Origin of the sequence: Christiangramia qingdaonensis (genome assembly GCF_048381525.1) — a bacterium.
In the GTDB taxonomy this organism is placed as follows: domain Bacteria; phylum Bacteroidota; class Bacteroidia; order Flavobacteriales; family Flavobacteriaceae; genus Christiangramia.
The window spans coordinates 779,370-800,395 of record NZ_JBLWIM010000012.1 but is presented as its reverse complement, the minus strand read 5'-3'; the positions used below and the strand labels follow the sequence as shown (position 1 = coordinate 800,395).

Genomic DNA, 21,026 nt, shown 5'->3' with positions numbered 1-21,026 from the left:
ACAAATTCAGATATTAGCTATATTTGCAACGGTTCATAAAAAACAGCTATGCAATACAAGAGAATACTTTTAAAACTATCTGGAGAAGCTTTAATGGGAAAGCGCCAATATGGCATCGATCCCGAACGCCTGGCAGAATATGCTGCGGAAATCAAATCGGTAGTAGAACAAGGTGTTGAGCTTGCTATAGTAATTGGCGGTGGAAATATTTTTAGAGGTGTTGCCGGTGCCAGTAAAGGAATGGATAGAGTACAGGGTGATCATATGGGAATGCTGGCTACTGTAATAAATGGACTGGCTTTACAGAGTGCGCTTGAAGATGCCGATATTCAAACCAGGTTGCAGTCGGCTATCAAGATCAATGAAGTTGCAGAACCTTTTATAAGAAGAAAAGCTATTAGGCACCTGGAAAAAGGTCGTGTTGTAATTTTTGGTGGTGGAACTGGTAACCCATACTTCACTACAGATTCTGCAGCAGTATTAAGAGCGATTGAAATAAAAGCTGATGTGATTCTTAAGGGCACCAGAGTAGATGGAATTTATACTTCAGACCCTGAAAAGGACAAAAGCGCTACAAAATTTGATTTTATTTCTTTCGAAGATGTTTTGAAGAAAGGATTAAAAGTAATGGATACAACGGCATTTACTTTGAGCCAGGAAAACGAATTACCTATTATTGTATTTGATATGAACAAACCCGGGAACTTGCTAAGAGTGACCACTGGAGAACCTGTAGGAACAAAAGTAAATTTATAATTAAATAGAAAACGATATTAGAAATGGACGAGGTTGAATTTATTTTAGAAGAAGCAAAAGAAGCAATGGAGAACGCCATTGTGCATCTTAAAAAACAACTTTCAAATATACGCGCCGGTAAAGCTACTCCAAGCATGCTTGGAAGTGTAATGGTTGATTATTACGGAGCAAAAACACCTTTGCAACAGGTGGCTAATGTAAACACACCAGATGCGCGAACATTATCAATTCAGCCTTTCGAAAAGAGCATGATCCAGGAAATTGAAAAAGGGATCATGGTAGCGAATCTTGGGTTTAATCCAATGAACAATGGTGAGAGCGTGATCATTAACGTACCGCCACTTACCGAGGAGCGTCGTATTCAATTGTCCAAGCAGGCAAAAGCTGAAGCGGAAGATTCTAAGATTGGTGTTAGAAATGATCGTAAGCATGCGATGCAGGAATTAAAAAAACTCGATATCTCTGAAGATGCTTTAAAATCTTCTGAAGATGAAGTTCAGGAACTTACCAATGAATATATCGCCAAGATAGAAAGTATTCTGGTGGTGAAGGAAAAAGAGATCATGACCGTTTAATGATCACACTTTCAAAATTTTATGCCGGTTCGGGTCTGGAGATAAACAGATTTGAACCGGCATTTTTATTTTTGAACAAATTCATTTTGAGATAATGTCGAAGCTAGTATACTTGTTTTTACTGATCACTACTTTTAGCTTCGCCCAGTCTAAGGTGAACGGCCGGGTCATCGATTCAGAAACTAATGAACCACTAGCCTACGCCAGGATCAATCTTAAAAATGGCTCAGTATTAACCAATATTGACGGTAGTTTTGAATTGCAAGTTGGAAAAGAAGTCGTTGAAGTAAGAATTAGTTATGTTGGCTATAAAACAATAAGTACCCGTATAAATCAAGATACAAAGTATCTTCAGATCAAACTAAGCGCGGTTCGGGAAAAACTGCAAACCGTAGAACTTTCCAATGCTCCTAATCCTGCCGACAGTCTTATTTCTGAAGCGATTTCGCGAAAAGAACTAAATGATCCTGAGGAAGTCTTACCTGGTTTTAAATATAAAAGTTACTCCAAGTTTATTGTAGACAATGAAGGTGGTGGAATCCAGCTTTATGCCGATAGTACTTCAGCAGCAATGAAGACTATCGTAAACGAGGGACGTGGATATCTTTCAGAAAAGGTTGCTAGTCATAGTTTTGATGGAAATGGTGACACTTCAGAAGAAGTGCTTGGTGTAAGAACTGCCGGATTTGAGAAACCGGTTTATAACGTTCTCACCATGGAGGTCAATCCGTTTTCATTATATAAAAATGATTACAGTCTCTACAAAACAGATTATGCCGGACCGCTGGGAAAAGCAGCATTCAGGAATTATGATTATAAGATCCTGGATACGACTCAAACTTCAAGACCTGCATATGTGATCTACTTTAGTCCAAAGCGTGAAGAGGTTGTAGCTGGCCTGGAAGGAATACTATATTTAGACACAGAAACCCTCGCGATTCAGAAGGCAAAAGCACAACTTCTGGGATCGGTGAAACTGGAAGTTGACTACGAATATCAATATTTCCCTGATCATGCCGTCTGGTTTCCGAAGCTACAAACCACCACTATAAAACCAGGCTCGGGAGGTAAAGAAATAGCTGTTTTTGGAGGTACGGTTGGAATTGGAACTATTCAGCAAAACCCAGGGATTCTTAGCAGACTCCTGGGTGCAGATGAAATTAGCCGTGATCTTTACTTAAATTCTACCGTAATACATTATGATTTCGACCTGCAGCCACAGGCCCAGGTAAAAACTAGTGATGCCGAGATCAAGATCGATCCAGACGCGATAGACAGGACACATAGTTTCTGGGAAGAGAACAGAAAAGTGGAATACGATGATCGCGATGAAGCTACTGAACAGAAAGTAGACAGTCTTATAAAGTCTCAGAATATAGAGCGTAAAATTCAGGTAAAAAAAGCCATCGCTTCTGGCTCTTACCCTTTAGGCTTCTGGGATATAGATCTTGGTAAGATTTTTAAGTTTAGTAATTACGAAGGTATAAGGCTTGGGTTTGGAGGAAAGACAAACGATCAATTCTCAGAGAATTTTAATCTCAACTCTTACCTGACTTACGGTTTTAAAGATGAAGTCTTTAAATATGGTTTGGGGAGCCAGATCTATCTTAATAAGGTAAATCATACGTACGTGAACTTCGGTTTTTCAAGAGATATTGATGAAATTGCTTCCGTAGATTACCTGAAAGGGAGAAATACATTTTCTATTCTGGAACCTAGATTCGTAAACACTAATAATTATTACAACATCAGAACTTTTGCGGTTGGGCTTGAGCATAAGATCACACCAAGGCTTGATACGCAGTTGCGATTTTCAAGAGAGGAAATATGGCAGATCAAAAATTACAATTATAACGATAACAACCAGTTGTACAGTGATTATGATCTTCATTTTATTAAAGCGGGATTCCTATGGCAGCCATTTTCAAAATATCTAAGAACTCCGCAAGGTGATGTTTTACTGGAAAAAAAATTCCCGCAATTTACCGGTCAGTTAGAACAGGCAATGAAAATCCTGGATGGCGATTTTAACTTCACCAGAATTGGAATCAAAGCAGAGCATGAGATCTTAAGGCTTGATCAATCCAGAACCGAATTTATCTTGGAAGGTAATTATGCCGTGGGAGATCTACCTCTAACACATGCTTTCCACTCCTACCCTAATAATCCTAACAGATCCAGGATTTCACAAAGAATTTCGGTTGCTGGTCGTAACAGTTTTGAAACCATGTATTTTAATGAATTCTATTCAGACAGGCAGGTGATGCTTCACATGAGGCACCAGTTAAGACCGTTCAATATAAGTAAAGGCTTCCGACCAGAGCTTGTATTCATTTCAAGGCATGCTATTGGTGATTTCTCTCATATTGCTAAGCATGAGGGCATAACTTTCAATACTCTTGAAAATGGTTTTTCTGAAGCAGGACTGGAGTTAAATAAATTATTTGGCGGCTTTGGACTTAGCACAGCCTATAGATATGGCGCATATCATTTAACTACTTTTAAAGAAAATTTCTCTCTCAAATTCACCTTACAGGTGCAGTTATAGCTAAAAGCTCGATTAATATATTAATAACAAAGTATTTAAATAGGGTTTTTTTACCTTTGCGCCGCTAATAGAAAGCCATGCAAAAGATCTTTAGCTTTGGATTCTGGAATTCCATCGCCCGCCTTATTTTACGAAACCGAATTGTGATCATCGTTCTCATACTGATCGCAACCTACCTGCTTTCCACACAATGGAAAAACATGCAATTTTCGTATACCGAGGCTAATTTAATGCCAGACGATCACGAGGTAAACGTGAGTTATAACGGCTTTTTGGAAAAGTTTGGTGAAGAGGGAAATCTTATTCTTCTAGGAGTACAGGATTCTGCTTTATTTACTCCTGAAAAGTTCAAAGCCTGGAATAAACTTACAGATACGCTACTTACATATCCTGAAGTTGACCAGATCATTTCTCCGGCAAGCCTTCAGGAACTTAAAAAGTTTGAAGATCCCAAAAGATTTGAAATGGTACCGGTTCTACCGGAAACAGATCTGGATAGTGATATTCTCGCAGCTTTCGAAAACAAACTTTTTACGGCCCTGCCTTTCTATGAGAACCTGGTATATAGCTCACATTCCAATACTATACAATCTGCCTTGTATCTTAATAAAGAACTGGTAAACACTAAAGCGAGAAAGATTTTTGTACTGGAAGAACTTGAACCTCTTATTGCTGAATTTGAAGAACAACAGGGTATCGAGATTAGGGTTTCGGGAATGCCTTATATACGAACACTGAATGCACAAAACATAGTCGATGAAATTGGACTTTTTATTGTCGCAGCTTTATTGGTCACTTCCATAATATTCTTCTTTTTCTTTAGATCCATACGAGCCACCATTATTTCCATGGTTACTGTTTGTATTGGAGTTATGTGGGCCTTCGGATTTATTGGTCTTCTGCATTATGAGATCACGATTCTTACGGCACTAATTCCGCCTCTAATTATTGTAATAGGAATTCCAAACTGTATTTTCTTAATCAACAAGTATCAGCAGGAGATCAAAAAGCATGGAAACCAGGCGAAATCACTGCAAAGAGTGATCACCAAAGTTGGTAATGCTACATTAATGACCAATGTAACTACCGCATCTGGTTTTGCAACTTTCATTTTGACCGATAGTCAGCTTTTAAGAGAGTTTGGTGTGGTGGCATCTATCAACATCCTGGCAATCTTTGTTTTGAGTCTATTGATAATTCCGGTTATATACTCCTACTTAAAACCACCGCGGGACAGACACCTGAAACATCTAAACACACGATGGATTGGCGGCTTTGTTGACTGGATGGAAAATATGGTAAGAAACCATAGAATTGCTATTTATATATCTTCATTGGCTCTACTTATTCTTAGTATCATTGGAATTTATACTATTAAGGTTTCAGGAAGTATTCTTGAAGATATGCCTCAGGAAACTCAATTCTATAAGGATGTAAAATTCTTTGAACGGGAATTTGATGGAGTGATGCCTTTGGAGATCATGATCGACACTAAAAGACCGAAAGGCGTATTGAAGCTTTCTACTTTAAAACGCATGAATGATCTTGAAAGTAAGATCGAAGAGATCCCTGAATTAAGCAAGCCATTATCGATCAACCGACTCGTAAAATACAGTAAGCAGGCGTATTACAACGGGAACCCTAAATATTACCAGTTGCCAACATCACAGGAGCGAAACTTCATTATGCCCTATGCTAAAGGTCTTTCTTCTTCGGAAGGAATTATGCAGAGCTACGTGGATTCTACTGGACAATATGCTCGTATTACAACATTCATGAAGGATGTAGGTACCGAGAAGATGGAAGAGATCGAAAATGACCTTTTACCAGAAATAGAAAAGATCTTTCCATCTGAAAGATATGAGGTGTCACTTACCGGAAAGGCGCTGCTTTTTCAGAAAGGAACGAGTTACCTGGTTCGAAATCTAATAATTTCGTTAGGACTCGCTATACTTCTTATTGCTGGTTTAATGGCCTGGATGTTTAGAAGTTTCAGGATGATTTTGATCTCTCTTGTACCAAACTTACTTCCTTTGATCGTTACTGCTGGAGTGATGGGCTTTCTTGGAGTTCCTATAAAACCTTCAACGATCCTGGTTTTTAGTATTGCTTTCGGGATCTCCGTAGATGATACCATTCATTTTCTGGCGAAATACAGGCAGGAATTAAAAGCCAATGACTGGAAGATCAAGCGCTCCGTTTATGCCGCACTAAGAGAAACCGGGGTAAGTATGTTCTATACTTCGATCGTTCTTTTCTTTGGATTTTCAGTATTCATGATCAGTAGTTTTGGAGGAACGGTGGCCCTTGGCGGACTGGTTTCGGCCACTTTATTGTTTGCGATGCTAGCGAACTTACTCCTTCTACCGTCACTTCTGCTTTCACTGGAAAGAAGTATCGCCAACAAAGAAACTTTAAAGGAACCAGCGATGCGTATTTTTGAGACGGAAGAAGAGGAGGCCAATCGAGATCAGCAAAACAATTAAAATAATATATAAAACAGCCTGCTTGCTAAGCTTCAGGCGAAAAACTATCTTTGTTTTTTCTAAATTTCAACTAAATGATACAAGCAAAAGTCGCTGAAATACTTGAAAGCGATCAGTTTTTACAGGAACACCATGTCAAGGGATGGGTACGCTCTTTCCGCAGTAATCGTTTTATTGCGCTTAACGATGGTTCTACTTTGAAAAATCTGCAATGCGTTATCGATTTTGAAAATACCGATGAGGAAACCATCAATCGTATAAACGTAGGTGCAGCTATATCTGTTAAAGGAACTTTGAAGGAGAGTCTTGGCAGTCAGCAACGTGTTGAAATTGAAGTTTCAGAAATTCAAATTCTGGGGGATGCGAATCCTGAAGAAGTGAAACTTACCATTCTATCGCCGAAGAAGCATAGTATGGAGAAACTACGTGAACAGGCGCATTTACGCGTACGTACGAATACTTTTGGCGCGATCATGCGTGTGCGAAGCAAACTGTCTTTCGCAGTACACAAATATTTCCAGGAAAAGAACTTCTACCACGTTCACACCCCAATCATTACGGGTAGTGATGCTGAAGGTGCTGGAGAAATGTTTCGCGTGTCTTCGCTGGATATGAAAAATCCTCCAAAAAATGAGGATGGCAGCATTAATTATAAGGAAGACTTCTTCGGAAAAGAAACTAACCTGACGGTTTCCGGACAACTCGAAGCTGAGACCTTTGCACTTGGTTTGGGGCAGGTTTATACTTTTGGCCCAACTTTTAGAGCCGAAAACTCGAATACTTCCCGACATTTAGCTGAATTCTGGATGATCGAGCCAGAAGTAGCTTTTTGTGATCTGGATCAAAATATGGATCTGGCTGAAGATTTCATTAAATACGTACTTAGATACGTGATGGAACACTCTAAAGATGACCTGGAATTTCTTGCTGAAAGACAGGAAAAAGAAGATCAGCTGAAGCCAAAAGCTGAAAGAAGCGACATGGGTCTTATGGAGAAGCTCAACTTTGTGCTGGAAAACAATTTCAAAAGAGTTAGTTATACCGAAGCTATCGAGATCCTGAAGAACTCTAAGCCAAACAAGAAGAAGAAATTCAATTATATCATCGAGGAATGGGGTGCAGATCTTCAAAGTGAACATGAACGTTATCTTGTTGAGAAACATTTTAAAACACCGGTAATACTTTTCGATTATCCGGCGAAGATCAAAGCATTCTACATGCGTTTGAACGAAGACGGAAAGACAGTAAGAGCGATGGACATTCTATTCCCTGGAATTGGGGAGATCGTGGGAGGAAGCCAGCGTGAAGAACGTTTGGATGTGCTTAAAGAGAAAATGAAAGAATTGAACATTCCGGAAGAAGAACTATGGTGGTATCTTGACACCCGTAAGTTCGGAACCTGTGTTCATAGTGGATTTGGACTTGGTTTTGAAAGACTTGTTCAGTTCACTACAGGAATGGGTAATATTAGAGATGTGATCCCTTTTCCAAGGACACCGCAAAACGCAGAATTTTAAGATTGAATATTATAGCATCGCATACAGTTCCTGCAATTGAACATAAGATACGGTTGCAGGAGTATGCGATTTCTATTTTCCCACAAGTAAATAGCCGGTCGGCACTAAAAAAAGCGATCGCAAAGAAACTTGTCTTACTGGATGGAGAAAAAGCAACCACTGCAGACTGGATCCAACCGGGACAGAAGATCGAACTTCTCGAAGATAAATTTCAGCAAAGAAAGATCTTCAAATTTATACTTGAAGTACTATATGAAGATGAATATCTTGCTGTAGTTCACAAACCTTCAGGTATTCCTACCAACGGCAATTATTTTCGAACATTGGAAAATGCGCTTCCGTATAATTTATCTGTATCAAATTTAGAGGATGCTTTAAGATATCCGGTTCCTGTTCACAGACTGGATAATCCTACCGCCGGTATTATTCTCGTTGCCAAAACCAGGAAAGTACAGCAAGCATTACACAGCTCTTTCGAAAATAAATCCATCCATAAAACTTATTATGTTGTGGTGCACGGGCAGCTACAAAACGCTTTAACACAGAATGCAAGCATAGACAGTAAAGCTGCTACGACTATTTTAGAACCAATTGATAATTTTAAAATTGAGGATGAAATATTTTCTCTGCTGAAAGCTAAACCCATTACTGGTCGTACACACCAGATTCGTATCCATCTAAGTAACATGTCTTTGCCCATAGCGGGAGATCCAATTTATGGAATAGAAGAAAGCTATTTTAAGAACAAGAATTTGTATCTATTTAGCTCCGGAATTGGTTTTGAGCACCCTATTACTTCGGAAGAAATGAAGTTTGAGTTAAAGCTTCCGAAGAGGTTTAGAAACCTATACCGTCATAAGCTGTCTTAACAAAAATTTACCACGAACATAGTTCGTGCCAAAGCCAACTTGGATCGATTTTTCCTTATTTTTGTTAGACAAGCACTCTTTTATGCTAAAACAACAATTAAATTTTAAACTATCTCAGAAGCTCTCTCCGCAACAAATCCAGTTGATGAAGCTTATTCAATTGCCTACCCAGGCTTTTGAGCAGCGAATCAAGCAGGAAATGGAAGAGAACCCTGCGCTGGAGGATGGAAAGGAAGATCGTGTCGACGAATATGATGATATAGGAAATGATAATTCAGACGATGAATACGATACCGATAGTGAAAGTATTGAGACTGAAATAGACGTTGATGAATATCTGAGTGATGATGAAATTCCAAGTTATCGCCTAAATGCTAATAATTACAGTGCAGATGATGAAGACAAGCAGGTGCCTTATGCCGCTGGAACTTCATTTACACAACATTTGAAAACTCAGTTAAGCACGATAAGACTGGATGATATTGAGCAGGATATCGCAGAATTCCTGGTGGGAAGTGTGGACGAAAGCGGATATATAAGAAGAAGCATTCAGGATATTGTAGATGATCTTGCATTTACCCAGAATATTTATACAGACGAGGAAACGGTTGAAAAAGTACTTAAAAAAGTTCAACGTCTAGATCCGGCTGGTGTTGGTGCGCGTAGTCTTGAAGAATGTTTGATCATTCAGCTAAACCGCAGAGAATCTACAAGACAGGTGGAACTAGCCAAAGATCTATTGGAACGCTCTTTTGATCATTTTAGCAAAAAACACTACAACAAACTTCTTACCCGTCACGATATAAGCGAAGACGACCTTCGTGAAGCTATAGATGTGATTGAACATTTAAATCCTAAGCCTGGAGGTGCCTATTCTGGAAATACGAGAATGGTAGAGCATGTGATACCAGATTTTACCATCAAAATAGAAGATGGTGATCTACAGTTGAGCCTTAATGGAAGAAACGCTCCTGAAATGCATATCTCAAGGGATTACAGTAACATGCTTAAAGGTTATAAGGAATCAAAAGAAAAGACAAAGGCTCAGAAGGATGCCGTCATGTTCATAAAGCAAAAACTTGATGCCGCAAAATGGTTTATTGAAGCGATTAAGCAAAGGCAGCAAACGCTTATGGTTACCATGAGTTCGATCATGAATTACCAGAAAGAATATTTCCTCACCGGTGATGAGCGAAATCTAAGACCCATGATTCTTAAAGATATTGCCGATGAAATTGAGATGGATGTATCTACAGTTTCAAGAGTGGCGAATTCCAAATATGTTGATACTCCTTATGGAACCAAACTCATTAAAGAGTTCTTCTCTGAATCGATGACCAACGATCAGGGTGAAGAAGTGTCCACTAGAGAAATTAAGAAGATCCTGGAAATGTCTATTGAGGAAGAAGATAAAAGGAAGCCTCTTACAGACGAGAACCTCGCAAAGGTCTTAAAAAGTAAAGGATATCCTATCGCCAGAAGAACGGTTGCGAAATATCGCGAACAACTGGATATTCCTGTAGCAAGACTGCGAAAAGAGATCTAATGAAAATTCTACTTAGACTCTCCTCCTACGTATTCCATCCTTTGTGGATGCCATTTTTTGGAAGTCTGTTTTACTTTATTTTTATACCAAGGTATTTTCCAGACGAGATTGTGAAGGCCAAATTAATGGCTATAGCAATTATTACCATATTCATCCCGGTAGTGTTCTATTTTTTACTGAAGAATCTTGGAAAGGCGGAGTCGGTTTTTCTTGAGAAGGTTGAAGAAAGACGATGGCCGCTATTCTTCTTTTGCCTGTTAATCCTGATGGTATTACATCAAATCTTAAACTTCTATAATTATCCCGGGCTGTATTATTACTTCGCAGGGATACTAATTTCAACATTATTAGCATATACTTTAAGCTGGTTCAGGCTTAAAGTCAGTTTGCATATGATGGGGATTACAGGACTTTTAATGTTCGTTACAGGCTTTTGTATTTACTTTCACCTTTACTATATCTATACCTTGGCTTTTCTTATCATCGCCTGCGGACTCACAGCATCATCGAGGCTTTATTTCCAAGCTCATACAAGCTCAGAGTTATGGTTTGGAAGTCTGTTGGGTCTAGGTCCGCAATTGCTCCTCTTCAACCTGTGGTTTACAGAATATAGAATGTCAGACCTATTTTTAAGGTAGACACATCTAAAGATTCATTCTGAAGTGATGCATCCTTCAAAAAAGGGATCAATGAATAGTAGAAATGAAAGTTGAAAGTATTGTAACCAAAGGTAAAAGTTGCTCCAGCCCTGAATTTATTTAATTCTGAAAGATCATTGATAACACTCTGTTCTGCGTCATCTTTATAGTTACTTCTGAAGTTATAAATATACCCTAAACGGACTCCGGAATATATCCTCCAGAACTTATAAGATTCTGCTGTTGAAGTACGCCATCTAAACTCCAGCGGCATTTCGAACTGCTGCGTCGTATAACGATTGGTTTCGTAATCTATGCCCTGCAATGATTGAAATTCTGTAAGTCCAAATGCAGACTTCGTGATACGCAAATTCTGACCATAACTATCAATTCCCCATCCAAACCCTAGACCTAGAGCTACGTTTCTACGTTCATTTAAAGGCATATCTCGTATCACTCCAAGGTTTATACCTCCGGAGAAACTTTCCTGGGAAATAGCTTCAGGTTTATTAGTGATAAGGTTGAAACTAAAACCAACGTAGAATTGATCTTCTCTATAAAGACTGTCAATTGTGAAAGGTACTGAATCCGGGATCTTGTACTGTCGCTCATCTTCCTGCGCAAATGAAACTGCAGGAAATAGTAGTATTAAGCTAAGAATGATCAGGTTGATCCTCATGGTTTCAAATATGCTATAAATATAAAAAACATCCTGCCTGGTATTACCCGGACAGGATGCTTTCTGTAATTAAATTGAAAAGATTTTAGTCGATATTATTACCAGCTTCTCCCTTTTTGGTAGTATAGTTGATTTTTAACGCTTCAGCTTTTCGAAGTTCCTGTTTGATATCAGATACTAGTCCCATATTGGTTTCTTCATCCACTTTCAAAGCAGTTGTAAGATATGGAACAAGTTCTTCTCGCTTGGATTCTCTTTCGGCGTAGATAAACTGCTGCACTTCTTCAACACTTGCAAATTTATCATTTAACTGAATTCTGGCTTCAGTTCCATATTTTGCCTGGTATCTCTGGCTTGGTTTACCAGCATAAATATACATGATCAAATCCTTCTTGTCTAATTTCTCCACCTGGTCTGCAAATGGCAAATTGTTCTGAATCATTAATGTATTATCACGCATTACCGTTGCCACCATAAAGAAGAACAATAGCATAAAAACGATATCAGGTAAAGATGCCGTACTAATTGCAGGCAAATCTCCAGATTTTTTCTTTTTAAATTTTGACATAATTTAAGTCGTTTTTTCGTTTCTAGTTCGAAGTCGTTGGTTCCGCTTCAGATAATTTCTGAGGAATCATATCTGAAATTATATCGATCTTCTCCTTTAAAGCATCTTTATCACCGGTATACCTTGGATCATTATAGTTACTTTCCATTTTAGTGAAAGTGGTACCATACATTCTCTCTGCTTCACGATCTCTTAACTGATTATATGCAGCAACAAGTTCGTTCTGTACAGCGATATAAGTTCCATATTCCGTTCCACGGTTATTTACCAGTGAAATAATAGCTTTCTGTGGATTTACTGAAGATGCAGGATCTTTAGCTCCCTGGCAGAAACTACAAGCTTCATCGCCCGTTCCCGCGCCATTGTCAAGAAACTCGACAGCTGCTTCACGCAGTTCTCCAATTTCCATGCTTTCATCTTCAACCAGCAGCTCGTTATTACTGTTCACAAGCACCATAAAGATGTTTCGTTGTTTTATATTTGGAGGATCCTGCTCTTCAGGTTGCCATGGCGGTAATTTCCTGCTTATCCCACTATCTGTCTCAATGGTAGTAGTTACCAGAAAGAAGATTAGAAGTAAGAAGGCGATATCTGCCATAGACCCGGCATTCACTTCCGGTGCTGATCTCTTTGCCATATTATTTAGCTAATTTTTTTATTCCAGAGAATACCATTGCTGCAATCGCAACTGCTGCAAGTATATAGAAGGTAATTAATCCTGCGCCTACCCAATGATCTGCAGATGCAGACAGCATAGTACCATCCTTCAATTGAGTTGCCTCACCGTCGCTTAGTACATAAGCGACAATAATGATCACTGCAAAGGATCCTACGGCAATAATGGTGTTCTTGATATTTCCTCTGAATAAACCTACGATCACAAAGATAGCAACCAATACTACAACTGCTGCAAGAACAATGTATGCAATCCACATGAAAGGGTCTAAATGACTTCCCTGTAGGTCTGCCGAGGCTTTTATAGCATCGTCACCGGTCGCGATAATTCTTCCCAGAAGAATTAACCCAACCACACCGATCACGAGTGCCAGATATTTTAATACTTTATGTAAGGTCATAATTTACGTTGTCTTAGATTCGTTTTTTATTCTTGTAAGCTACCAACATATCGATAAGAAGAATAGATGCATCTTCCATATCGTTTACAATGCTATCAATCTTAGCAATGATGTAGTTGTAGAAAATTTGAAGAATAATCGCAACGATCAAACCAAATACAGTTGTAAGAAGTGCTACTTTAATACCACCTGCTACAAGTGAAGGCTGCATATCTCCAGCTGCTTCAATACGGTCAAACGCCTGAATCATCCCGATTACAGTACCCATGAAACCAAGCATTGGTGCAAGTGCAATAAATAAAGATACCCAAGAAACATTCTTCTCAAGTTGTCCCATTTGAACACCACCGTAAGCAACTACTGCCTTCTCAGCAGCTTCGATACTTTCGTCTGCTCTATCAAGACCCTGGTAGTAAATTGAGGCAACAGGTCCCTTTGTATTTCTACAAACTTCCTTAGCTGCTTCTACTCCACCACTATGAAGTGCATCCTCAACATTTTGAGCCAACTTCTTAGTATTCGTTGTAGATAGGTTTAAAAAGATAATTCTCTCAATGGCAATTGCCAGACCAAGAATTAAACACAAAAGTACGATTCCCATAAAACCTGGACCACCTTCGATGAAACGTTTCTTAAGCTCCTGGTGAAAACCAAGTTCTTCTTCTTCCAGATCATCACCGGCCATTGCTTCTTCGTCATCCTGTACAAAGCTCACAATCGTTCCTGGCAAATTATTCGTACCGTTAGCCGCCTGTAGATTATAGGTTCCAAGAACCGTAATCGCGGCGATTACCAAAATAGAAAATAATCTTTTCATTACTGTTTGTCTTAATTTAATTAGTTAAAGGTTAAAGATATAAATTATTTTTAATAAACACTTAGCAGAGAGGAAGGGATTCGAACCCTCGATACGCTTGTGACGTATACACACTTTCCAGGCGTGCGCCTTCGACCACTCGGCCACCTCTCTGTATTTGTTAGGCTCGGCAAATAACGAAAAAAAAAATTACCCGTCAAGAAACCCGCCATTAATTTTAAGACATTTCACCTCGAAGGGAGGTTTCGAAGATCGTTTTGAAAACTTTTGGAGATAAGTCTTTACCTATCAGGTACATTAGTTTACTTACCGCAGCCTCGGTAGTGATATCCTTTCCGGAAACTACCCCTACTTTCTTAAGACCTACACTGGTTTCATACTGCCCCATGTTAACACTTCCAGCTACGCATTGCGTTACATTGACCACAAAAAGCCCTTCTTTTATCTTCTTCCGAAGAAGTTCGAGAAACCAGAATGTATTTGGTGCATTCCCACTACCATAAGTCTCTAACACCACTCCTTTTAGTCCAGGTTTAGCCAGAATATGCTCCACCGTACTCTCGCTTATTCCCGGGAACATTTTTAATACGAGTATATTATCGTCAAAACCTGTATGTAATTTTGTTTTCTGCTTTCTATTAGGAGCCCAAAGCGCCTTGTAATTGACCGAAAGATAAACACCAGACTCTGCCAGAGCAGGATGATTCATAGAAGAAAAAGCCTGAAAATGCTCGGCATTAATCTTTGTAGTCCTGTTCGCCCGGTATAATTTGTACTCAAAATAAAGCCCAACTTCAGAAATAACTGGTTTTCCATTTTTTCTTAGACCTGCAACCTGAATACTTGTAATAAGGTTTTCCTTTGCATCTGTTCGCAGATCTCCAATAGGTAACTGCGAACCAGTAAAAATGATTGGTTTCGTTAGATTTTCGAACATAAAACTAAGGGCGGAAGCTGTATACGACATCGTATCGCTACCATGCAGAACCACAAATCCATCATAATCATCGAATCGTTCATGGATCACATTCGCGATCTTGACCCAGTATTCGGGATTCATATTAGAAGAGTCGATAGGATCACCAAATGTCATGGTTTCGATCTCATGCTCAAGGATCTTCAATTCCGGAATATTATGCAAAAGCTCATCAAAATTGAAAGCTTTTAACGCACCAGTCTCATAATCTTTGATCATCCCAATGGTACCACCGGTATAAACAAGTAGTATCTTGGAATTATCCTTCATTAAGTCCCAGTTTATTGATTACAGGATTCGCGTACATTAACAGGTAACTATTCAAAGCCAGCGGATTTTTGATATCCACCCGCCTGCTCACTCTGCGATCAAACTGTCTTTTTTCCTTTTCTGTGTATTTATCTGTAAATCGCTCTTCGTTTCTTAGCAGATCACAGGCTATATAGTTCGATGGCCATAACTTATAATTTTTATGGATCGCTTTATCAATGAGTTTGGAAACTGCCTGAAGCTGATCATTGACTGAAAGATTCTGCTCACGAATATAATCGAGGTCTTCCGTAGTGATCACATTGCCCGCATTCAAGCGTATTCTACCTTTCTGTCCCATCGCGCCCTGCATGATACTGTTAAAGTCTTCATTTGCGCTTTTCTTATATTCTTCCTGCATCCTTTTTGCCAATACTTCCGGCATTTTAAGCATATCTGTAGGATCAAATTCATAAGAAATGGAAACCGGTACTATTTTGATCTTGGCAAGGTATTCGAGAAGGTCCAGGTCACCCTTGGCCATCCCGATCATCTTGAGAACGCCCTGCTGGGTTACATCATTACCGTCTTTGGTTCGCCCTTCTCTTTGCGCCATCCAGATCGATCTTGAATCTTCGAGTAATCCTCTTGTATATTCTGAAAGGCGCATGGAACTTTTTAGCATCTCACGCGGACTCTGATTTCGAAGGACCAAAAAATTACGATTCAACTTTGCCAGGGCAGCCAGGAAAGGTTTCTGTACCAGGTTATCACCAATAGCTGAAGCAGTCATGACCAGGTCATGATTATACAGCGTATAATTAAGTAATGAAGTATCTAAAAGAATATCCCTGTGATTGGAAATATAGAAGTATGATTCATCCTGATCAAGTTTGTCGAAACCACGGTCACTAAGACCCTCACTGGTTTTCTCCAGAACTTTCTCTACACTATAGTAAATCACCTTGCTTTGAAAATCCCTAATAGAATAACAATCTGCGAGTATGGTCCTGATCTCGTCATATTCCAGATCGGGAAAGGTAAATTGCAGAAGCGCTTTTACCATAGGGTGTTTCACATACTGCTGCAAAGCAGGATTTACCTCTTCATCGTCGTAAAAACGTATATCATCAAAATTTTGCACCTATCTCTAATATTAGTTCAACAAATGAACAAAATTTATGTTTAACAGCTTTAGATTCCAAAGACTTCCTTTGAGTTTTTGGTAGTTACCTCAGCAATAGTCTCCACTGGGAGTTCATATAATTCGGCTAATTTCTCGGCAACCTTTATTATATAGACAGGATCATTTCTTTTTCCGCGGAAAGGTTTAGGAGCCAGGTATGGAGCATCTGTCTCAAGAACGATCTGCTCTAGCGGAATTTGAGCCATGAATTTATCGATTCCACCGTTTTTGAAAGTGACCACTCCTCCAATGCCGAGTTTCATATTATAAGAAAGTGCCTGTTGCGCCTGCTCAAAATTCCCAGTGAAGCAATGAAAGATTCCAAAAAGATCATCATCTTTTTCTTCTTCTAATACTGAAAATACCTCATCAAAGGCATTACGACAATGAATAACTATTGGAAGTTTATACTTTTTCGCAAGCTGTATCTGTCTTCTGAAAGCGTCCTGCTGAATTTCCAGTGTAGATTTATCCCAATACAGATCGATCCCAATTTCACCTACTGCATAAAATTCACGCTTTGCAAGTTCCTCTTCTACATGCTTTAATTCATCTTCATAATTCTCCTGTACATGAGTAGGATGTAATCCCATCATCAAAAAAATATTCTCTGGAAATGCTTTTTCCAGCTCATACATTCTTTGGGTTGTTTCTGAATCTATCGCCGGAATGAAAAAACGGGTCACATTCTGAGCGATGGCATCCTGAATAAGTTGTTGCCGATCGCCATCAAATGAGTCACTATATAAATGAGTGTGCGTATCTGTAACTGTCATATCGCAAAAGTAAGATATGCAACACAATCATAAAACCAATTTAGCTGAAGTTCTTGTTACCGAAAGGTTTTTATACTGAAACCGAATGCTTTTCAGCGATCTTCCCGGCGAGATAAGCAGCATCTTTCTTGATTCCGCCCAGGGTTGCAGAACCTCTGGTATGAAGCCAGGGCAGACCTATAAAATAAAGACCTTCCATATTACTTACTCCGCGATAATGTTCAGGATAGCCGTTTTTTGCCAGTTCCAGCCCTTCGATCCATTCAAAATTTGGTCGGTAACCAGTAGCCCAGACGATATTCTTTATATCCCGAAGTTCTTCCTTCTCGGTAAGAATACGTTCGTTTTCAGCATCTTTTGTTTTTCCCACAGCGGTTACATTTTTCCTGGCCAGGATTCCTTTTACATCTGTTCCAATTACGGGTTGCCGCGAATTACTGATCTTTTTTCCCAGCCATGTATCTCTGCTGAAGCTTAAAAAACCAGATTTTGTAAACCACCACCATAATGTTTTACCCAATATTTCCTGCGGAAGTACTTTTACATCTGTAGTTCCTGAAAAATAGGTTTTACGATTACTTTCAGAGATTTCATCGAGGATCTGAAATCCGCTATCTCCGGCTCCCACCACCATCGCAGGACCTGCCTGTAACTGGTCTGGATTCTTATAATAGTTGCTATGAATCTGAAAAACTTCAGAAGATATCTTTTTAGAGAAAGCTGGTGTATAGGGAATATGAAATGGCCCGGTAGCAATCACTACATTTCTGGCTTTTAGATCACCTTGCGGCGACTTCAGCAGAAAATGATCATTTACTCGCGTGACCTTTTGGATATAAGTTTCTAACTGAACCGGAATATCAAAATTCTGCACGTATTCTTTAAAGTACCCAGCTACTTCAGTTTTAGATGGATAATGTCCTTTTTCAGCGGGAAATTCCATCCCCGGCATATTATTAAATTCAGAAGGAGTAAAAAGAGTAAGAGAATCCCAGCGATTCATCCAGGAAGCACCAATTTCGGTTTCTTTATCCACTACCTGGAAGTTATGACCCTGTTGTTTTAGATAATACGCCATGGCCAAACCTGCCTGTGCCGCTCCTACCACGATAAAATCCAACATCATTTAACTTTTTTGCAAAAGTACGCTTATTTAAAGGTTTCTGAAAATCAGATCTTTCAGAATATAAGCTCCTTATAACTCCAGAATTGGTAAAGGAACAGGATAAGAAATGCAAAGGTGACGATGAATTCCATAAAGCTTGAAGCCAGCAGACCAAGAAAAGAACCGAAAGCAGCCTTTCCAGCGGTCCTGGAATCAGATTTATTTAGAATTTCTCCAACAAAAGCACCTATGAACGGACAAATAAGAATTGCGAATGGAAATGGAGCAAAAATCCCTATGATCAAACCTATGGTTGCACCGATCATTCCTTTGCGGCTTCCTCCAAATTTCTTGGTTCCCATTGCTGGAATGGCAAAGTTCAGAATATAAAAAAGGATGGCAACAAAAAGTGTTATTCCAAGGAACACGTAATTCACTCCTACTCCTGGAATAAGGAAAAATATAAGCAGCCCAATCCAGCTCAAAGGTACTCCGGGCAAGACCGGCAGAAAACTTCCCAGGATTCCCAGGATCATAAAAATCGCTGCCACACTTAACAATACTATCTCCATACTATTTCTTTTTCTGAACGAAGATAATCAACTTAATTTCATTTTTTAACTAAATAATTAGTTCAAACTAAAAGATTAGTTCTATATTAGCTTTAACTTATTCATTTACCATGAAACAATTGACCAAAGCAGAGGAAGAGATCATGCAGATTCTCTGGCGTTTAAAAGAATCTAACGTAAACGGAATCATTGATGAAATGCCCGAGCCCAAACCGGCTTACAACACGGTTTCGACGATCGTAAGAATCCTGGAGAATAAGGAATTTGTAGATCATAGAAAAAAAGGAAAAGGTTACATCTATTTTCCAAAAGTTGAAAAAGAGACCTATAGCAACCAGAGCATCAACCAGTTGATGAACAATTATTTTAACGGTTCATTTCAAAGTATGGTTAGCTTTTTTATGAAAAAGAACGAGATGAAATCAACAGATCTCGAAGCAATTTTAAAAGAAATCAATAAAGATAATTAGTGATGGAACATTATATCATCCAGGTAATTTTATTCCAGCTGGCATTTTTCGTGATCTACGAAGTATTGCTGGAAAAAGAAACCTTTTTTAAACTTAACCGTGCGTACTTAATTGCCACTCCTATTCTGTCGTTTCTAATACCATTTATTAAAATTGGGAGCTTACAGCAAAGTGCACCAGCACGCGTCATGCAACAATTCAGTGATCAAACAATGATCTTAATGCCCGAGATTATGATTGGTGGAACCTCGAACGTCGCATATACGAATCCTGTTCAGGCAGATCCTTCGTTCAACTGGTTGTCCTGGTTATATCTTGCAGGGGTAGTCATTAGTTTAAGCATATTTATTTTCAAGCTCATTAAACTTCAGAAGATCGCTCGAAAAAGTAAAATTCTTCATGCTCGCTATTACGAGCTAAGAGAGGTTCCAAATTCTGATACTGCTTTCACCTATTTCAACAAATTATACATAGGCGACCAGATTTCAGAAAAAGATCGACAGCATATCATCACTCATGAACTGGTGCACCTGCACGATCATCACGGTTTTGATTTGATGGTTTTCGAGTTATTGAAAATCCTGTTCTGGTTCAATCCGCTTATCTATATTTTCCAGTCACGTCTGGCCACGCTTCATGAGTATATTGCTGATAGCACCACCGTTCAGAAATCGGGAAAAAAGCAATATTTTGAACAGTTGCTCAATAACGCCTTCGGAACGGAAAACTTTTCATTCACCAATCAATTTTTTAGTCATTCATTAATCAAAAAACGAATCATTATGTTACAGAAAAATCAATCATCGAATATTTCAAAATTCAAGTTTTTACTCATCATTCCCATGTTAATGCTTATGCTCACTTATGTAGCATGCTCCGATGATAATTCACCAGAACAATTGACAACTGCAGACGTAAAGGGCGCTTCTGATGAAGAATTAAAACAATCTCTACGGGATGAACTTAAAATTATGCAGGAAGAAGGTGTTGAATTTTTCGAAATTGCTGATGCATTTATGATAGAAAAGGAAAAACACGTTAAGTCCAAGGAAGCATTTTATCGATTTCAGGTTTACCTAGAGATAATACACCAGAATGCCATGGAAAGATCAATGAGAGATGGCACATATAATAAAGAAGAAGATAAGGAATGGCAGAATCGAATGAATCAAACCTATGATGAATATGTCGCCTACAGAAAAAGTCAGCCGGTAGAAATTGAAGTAGTAGAAGATAATAGTGCATACGATAATGCTTCCGAAGTACCATTTGCCTTAATCGATAAAGTTCCTGCCTTTCAGGAATGTGACCAGTGGGTGGATGACGCCAGAAAAAACTGTACTTCTTCTGAAATTTCAAAATTCGTCAACAAGAATTTCAATACTTCCCTGGGAAAAGAATTAGGACTTGAAGGTATTAATCGAGTTATCGTCCAATTCAGAATTGATGAAAACGGACAGGTTCAGGATATTAAATCGAGAGCTCCGCATCCAAGATTAGAAGAGGAAGCGAAAAGAGTAATTTCTGAGCTTCCATCATTTATTCCAGGTGAACAGAATGGAAAACCTGTAAGCGTAATGTATAGTCTACCAATCGCATTTAAGGTCCAATAATAAA

At 38.9% G+C, this 21,026-nt stretch carries 20 protein-coding genes and 1 tRNA gene; 10 read left to right on the top strand and 11 right to left on the bottom strand.

Annotated elements, in window-relative coordinates:
- Positions 1–48 precede the first annotated feature (48 nt).
- From pyrH to ACNI3T_RS08650, 8 genes are all read left to right on the top strand, one after another.
- Entirely contained in the window at positions 49–756 is a 708-nt protein-coding gene (gene pyrH, locus ACNI3T_RS08685; RefSeq protein WP_418227465.1) for a UMP kinase, read from the top strand.
- Between the two features lie 23 nt (positions 757–779).
- The gene (frr, locus tag ACNI3T_RS08680; protein ID WP_322301202.1) at positions 780–1,331 is read left to right on the top strand and encodes a ribosome recycling factor; all 552 of its coding nucleotides are present in this window, start codon (positions 780–782) and stop codon (positions 1,329–1,331) included.
- A gap of 94 nt (positions 1,332–1,425) precedes the next feature.
- Positions 1,426–3,879: a DUF5686 family protein gene (locus tag ACNI3T_RS08675; RefSeq protein WP_418227464.1), complete on the top strand. Its 2,454-nt coding sequence runs from the start codon at positions 1,426–1,428 to the stop codon at positions 3,877–3,879.
- A 77-nt stretch (positions 3,880–3,956) separates the two neighbouring features.
- Positions 3,957–6,365 carry an efflux RND transporter permease subunit gene (locus tag ACNI3T_RS08670; protein WP_418227463.1) on the top strand — a complete coding sequence of 803 codons (2,409 nt, stop codon included), beginning with the start codon at positions 3,957–3,959 and terminating at the stop codon, positions 6,363–6,365.
- A gap of 74 nt (positions 6,366–6,439) precedes the next feature.
- Positions 6,440–7,882: an asparagine--tRNA ligase gene (gene asnS, locus ACNI3T_RS08665; protein ID WP_418227462.1), complete on the top strand. Its 1,443-nt coding sequence runs from the start codon at positions 6,440–6,442 to the stop codon at positions 7,880–7,882.
- Between the two features lie 2 nt (positions 7,883–7,884).
- Positions 7,885–8,751 carry an RluA family pseudouridine synthase gene (locus ACNI3T_RS08660; RefSeq protein WP_418227461.1) on the top strand — a complete coding sequence of 289 codons (867 nt, stop codon included), beginning with the start codon at positions 7,885–7,887 and terminating at the stop codon, positions 8,749–8,751.
- Between the two features lie 82 nt (positions 8,752–8,833).
- The gene (gene rpoN / locus ACNI3T_RS08655; RefSeq protein WP_418227460.1) at positions 8,834–10,297 is read left to right on the top strand and encodes an RNA polymerase factor sigma-54; all 1,464 of its coding nucleotides are present in this window, start codon (positions 8,834–8,836) and stop codon (positions 10,295–10,297) included.
- Complete coding sequence (locus ACNI3T_RS08650) at positions 10,297–10,935, top strand: hypothetical protein (protein ID WP_322301208.1); 639 nt, start codon at positions 10,297–10,299, stop codon at positions 10,933–10,935. The genes rpoN and ACNI3T_RS08650 overlap by 1 nt, the downstream gene beginning before the upstream one ends.
- Here the strand turns inward: ACNI3T_RS08650 and ACNI3T_RS08645 are convergent.
- From ACNI3T_RS08645 to ACNI3T_RS08595, 11 genes are all read right to left on the bottom strand, one after another.
- Positions 10,898–11,614, bottom strand: coding sequence for a porin family protein (locus tag ACNI3T_RS08645; RefSeq protein WP_418227459.1), 717 nt, complete (start codon positions 11,612–11,614; stop codon positions 10,898–10,900). The two genes, ACNI3T_RS08650 and ACNI3T_RS08645, sit on opposite strands and share 38 nt — an antisense overlap.
- Before the next feature lie 85 nt (positions 11,615–11,699).
- Positions 11,700–12,182, bottom strand: coding sequence for an ExbD/TolR family protein (locus ACNI3T_RS08640; protein ID WP_026914054.1), 483 nt, complete (start codon positions 12,180–12,182; stop codon positions 11,700–11,702).
- Between the two features lie 22 nt (positions 12,183–12,204).
- On the bottom strand, positions 12,205–12,819 hold the full coding sequence (locus tag ACNI3T_RS08635; protein WP_418227458.1) for an ExbD/TolR family protein: 615 nt from the start codon (positions 12,817–12,819) through the stop codon (positions 12,205–12,207).
- Position 12,820: 1 nt separating this feature from the next.
- Positions 12,821–13,258 (bottom strand): hypothetical protein, encoded by a 438-nt coding sequence (locus ACNI3T_RS08630; RefSeq protein ID WP_418227457.1) that lies wholly within the window; start codon positions 13,256–13,258, stop codon positions 12,821–12,823.
- A gap of 13 nt (positions 13,259–13,271) precedes the next feature.
- Complete coding sequence (locus ACNI3T_RS08625; RefSeq protein ID WP_026914051.1) at positions 13,272–14,075, bottom strand: MotA/TolQ/ExbB proton channel family protein; 804 nt, start codon at positions 14,073–14,075, stop codon at positions 13,272–13,274.
- Positions 14,076–14,140: 65 nt separating this feature from the next.
- A tRNA-Ser gene (locus ACNI3T_RS08620) sits at positions 14,141–14,228 on the bottom strand.
- Between the two features lie 64 nt (positions 14,229–14,292).
- Positions 14,293–15,321 carry an asparaginase gene (locus ACNI3T_RS08615; protein ID WP_418227456.1) on the bottom strand — a complete coding sequence of 343 codons (1,029 nt, stop codon included), beginning with the start codon at positions 15,319–15,321 and terminating at the stop codon, positions 14,293–14,295.
- Positions 15,311–16,444, bottom strand: coding sequence for a 1-acyl-sn-glycerol-3-phosphate acyltransferase (locus ACNI3T_RS08610; RefSeq protein WP_418227455.1), 1,134 nt, complete (start codon positions 16,442–16,444; stop codon positions 15,311–15,313). Before ACNI3T_RS08610 ends, ACNI3T_RS08615 begins: the two co-directional genes overlap by 11 nt.
- A 50-nt stretch (positions 16,445–16,494) precedes the next feature.
- Positions 16,495–17,262 (bottom strand): TatD family hydrolase, encoded by a 768-nt coding sequence (locus ACNI3T_RS08605; protein WP_418227454.1) that lies wholly within the window; start codon positions 17,260–17,262, stop codon positions 16,495–16,497.
- A gap of 70 nt (positions 17,263–17,332) precedes the next feature.
- Positions 17,333–18,385 (bottom strand): flavin-containing monooxygenase, encoded by a 1,053-nt coding sequence (locus ACNI3T_RS08600; RefSeq protein ID WP_418227876.1) that lies wholly within the window; start codon positions 18,383–18,385, stop codon positions 17,333–17,335.
- 56 nt (positions 18,386–18,441) lie between these two features.
- Complete coding sequence (locus ACNI3T_RS08595; RefSeq protein WP_418227453.1) at positions 18,442–18,939, bottom strand: DUF456 domain-containing protein; 498 nt, start codon at positions 18,937–18,939, stop codon at positions 18,442–18,444.
- A 110-nt stretch (positions 18,940–19,049) separates the two neighbouring features.
- On the opposite strand from ACNI3T_RS08595, the gene ACNI3T_RS08590 reads away from it, so the two are divergent.
- Both ACNI3T_RS08590 and ACNI3T_RS08585 read left to right on the top strand, forming a co-directional pair.
- Positions 19,050–19,409, top strand: a complete 360-nt coding sequence (locus ACNI3T_RS08590) for a BlaI/MecI/CopY family transcriptional regulator (protein ID WP_418227452.1) — start codon at positions 19,050–19,052, stop codon at positions 19,407–19,409.
- Between the two features lie 2 nt (positions 19,410–19,411).
- The gene (locus ACNI3T_RS08585) at positions 19,412–21,022 is read left to right on the top strand and encodes a M56 family metallopeptidase (RefSeq protein WP_418227451.1); all 1,611 of its coding nucleotides are present in this window, start codon (positions 19,412–19,414) and stop codon (positions 21,020–21,022) included.
- Positions 21,023–21,026 lie beyond the last annotated feature (4 nt).

Bases quoted from the DNA above. Each gene is read 5' to 3' on its own strand.
- ACNI3T_RS08595 (WP_418227453.1), bottom strand. From the start codon at position 18,939: ATGGAGATAGTATTGTTAAGTGTGGCAGCGATTTTTATGATCCTGGGA.
- frr (WP_322301202.1), top strand. From the start codon at position 780: ATGGACGAGGTTGAATTTATTTTAGAAGAAGCAAAAGAAGCAATGGAG.
- pyrH (WP_418227465.1), top strand. From the start codon at position 49: ATGCAATACAAGAGAATACTTTTAAAACTATCTGGAGAAGCTTTAATG.
- ACNI3T_RS08615 (WP_418227456.1), bottom strand. From the start codon at position 15,321: ATGAAGGATAATTCCAAGATACTACTTGTTTATACCGGTGGTACCATT.
- ACNI3T_RS08605 (WP_418227454.1), bottom strand. From the start codon at position 17,262: ATGACAGTTACAGATACGCACACTCATTTATATAGTGACTCATTTGAT.
- ACNI3T_RS08585 (WP_418227451.1), top strand. From the start codon at position 19,412: ATGGAACATTATATCATCCAGGTAATTTTATTCCAGCTGGCATTTTTC.
- ACNI3T_RS08675 (WP_418227464.1), top strand. From the start codon at position 1,426: ATGTCGAAGCTAGTATACTTGTTTTTACTGATCACTACTTTTAGCTTC.
- ACNI3T_RS08650 (WP_322301208.1), top strand. From the start codon at position 10,297: ATGAAAATTCTACTTAGACTCTCCTCCTACGTATTCCATCCTTTGTGG.
- ACNI3T_RS08645 (WP_418227459.1), bottom strand. From the start codon at position 11,614: ATGAGGATCAACCTGATCATTCTTAGCTTAATACTACTATTTCCTGCA.
- ACNI3T_RS08640 (WP_026914054.1), bottom strand. From the start codon at position 12,182: ATGTCAAAATTTAAAAAGAAAAAATCTGGAGATTTGCCTGCAATTAGT.
- asnS (WP_418227462.1), top strand. From the start codon at position 6,440: ATGATACAAGCAAAAGTCGCTGAAATACTTGAAAGCGATCAGTTTTTA.
- ACNI3T_RS08625 (WP_026914051.1), bottom strand. From the start codon at position 14,075: ATGAAAAGATTATTTTCTATTTTGGTAATCGCCGCGATTACGGTTCTT.
- ACNI3T_RS08630 (WP_418227457.1), bottom strand. From the start codon at position 13,258: ATGACCTTACATAAAGTATTAAAATATCTGGCACTCGTGATCGGTGTG.
- ACNI3T_RS08600 (WP_418227876.1), bottom strand. From the start codon at position 18,385: ATGTTGGATTTTATCGTGGTAGGAGCGGCACAGGCAGGTTTGGCCATG.
- ACNI3T_RS08635 (WP_418227458.1), bottom strand. From the start codon at position 12,819: ATGGCAAAGAGATCAGCACCGGAAGTGAATGCCGGGTCTATGGCAGAT.
- ACNI3T_RS08590 (WP_418227452.1), top strand. From the start codon at position 19,050: ATGAAACAATTGACCAAAGCAGAGGAAGAGATCATGCAGATTCTCTGG.
- rpoN (WP_418227460.1), top strand. From the start codon at position 8,834: ATGCTAAAACAACAATTAAATTTTAAACTATCTCAGAAGCTCTCTCCG.
- ACNI3T_RS08670 (WP_418227463.1), top strand. From the start codon at position 3,957: ATGCAAAAGATCTTTAGCTTTGGATTCTGGAATTCCATCGCCCGCCTT.